General features: G+C 51.8%; 1 protein-coding gene. It reads right to left on the bottom strand.

Annotated features, from left to right (window positions below; genetic code table 11):
* On the bottom strand, positions 1-152 hold a 152-nt coding region (locus Q4563_RS23570; protein ID WP_336623079.1), incomplete at its 3' end, for a M20/M25/M40 family metallo-hydrolase.
* Positions 153-228 lie beyond the last annotated feature (76 nt).

The following is a 228-nucleotide window of genomic DNA, read 5'->3' as shown; positions in this document are numbered from 1 at the left end:
CCACACATCTCAATACCATAGGGGCAAACAAGCTTTCCATACTCGATTGCAGGCCAATTGTGACAACCATAAATGCAGTCAACATTTTCAAGGGCACCATCTTTACTCATCTCGCGAGCGCCGTGCCCACCCTCTTCGGCCGGTTGAAACAATCACGTCACAGGGCCCGATAATGGCGCTTCATGCTGTTTTAGCCACATCGCCGATGCCATTAGAGTGGCGGTGTGC

It is taken from the genome of Gilvimarinus sp. 1_MG-2023 (assembly GCF_030548285.1).
The sequence above is the reverse complement of the archived record's forward strand: the minus strand, read 5'-3'. Positions and strand labels throughout refer to the sequence as shown.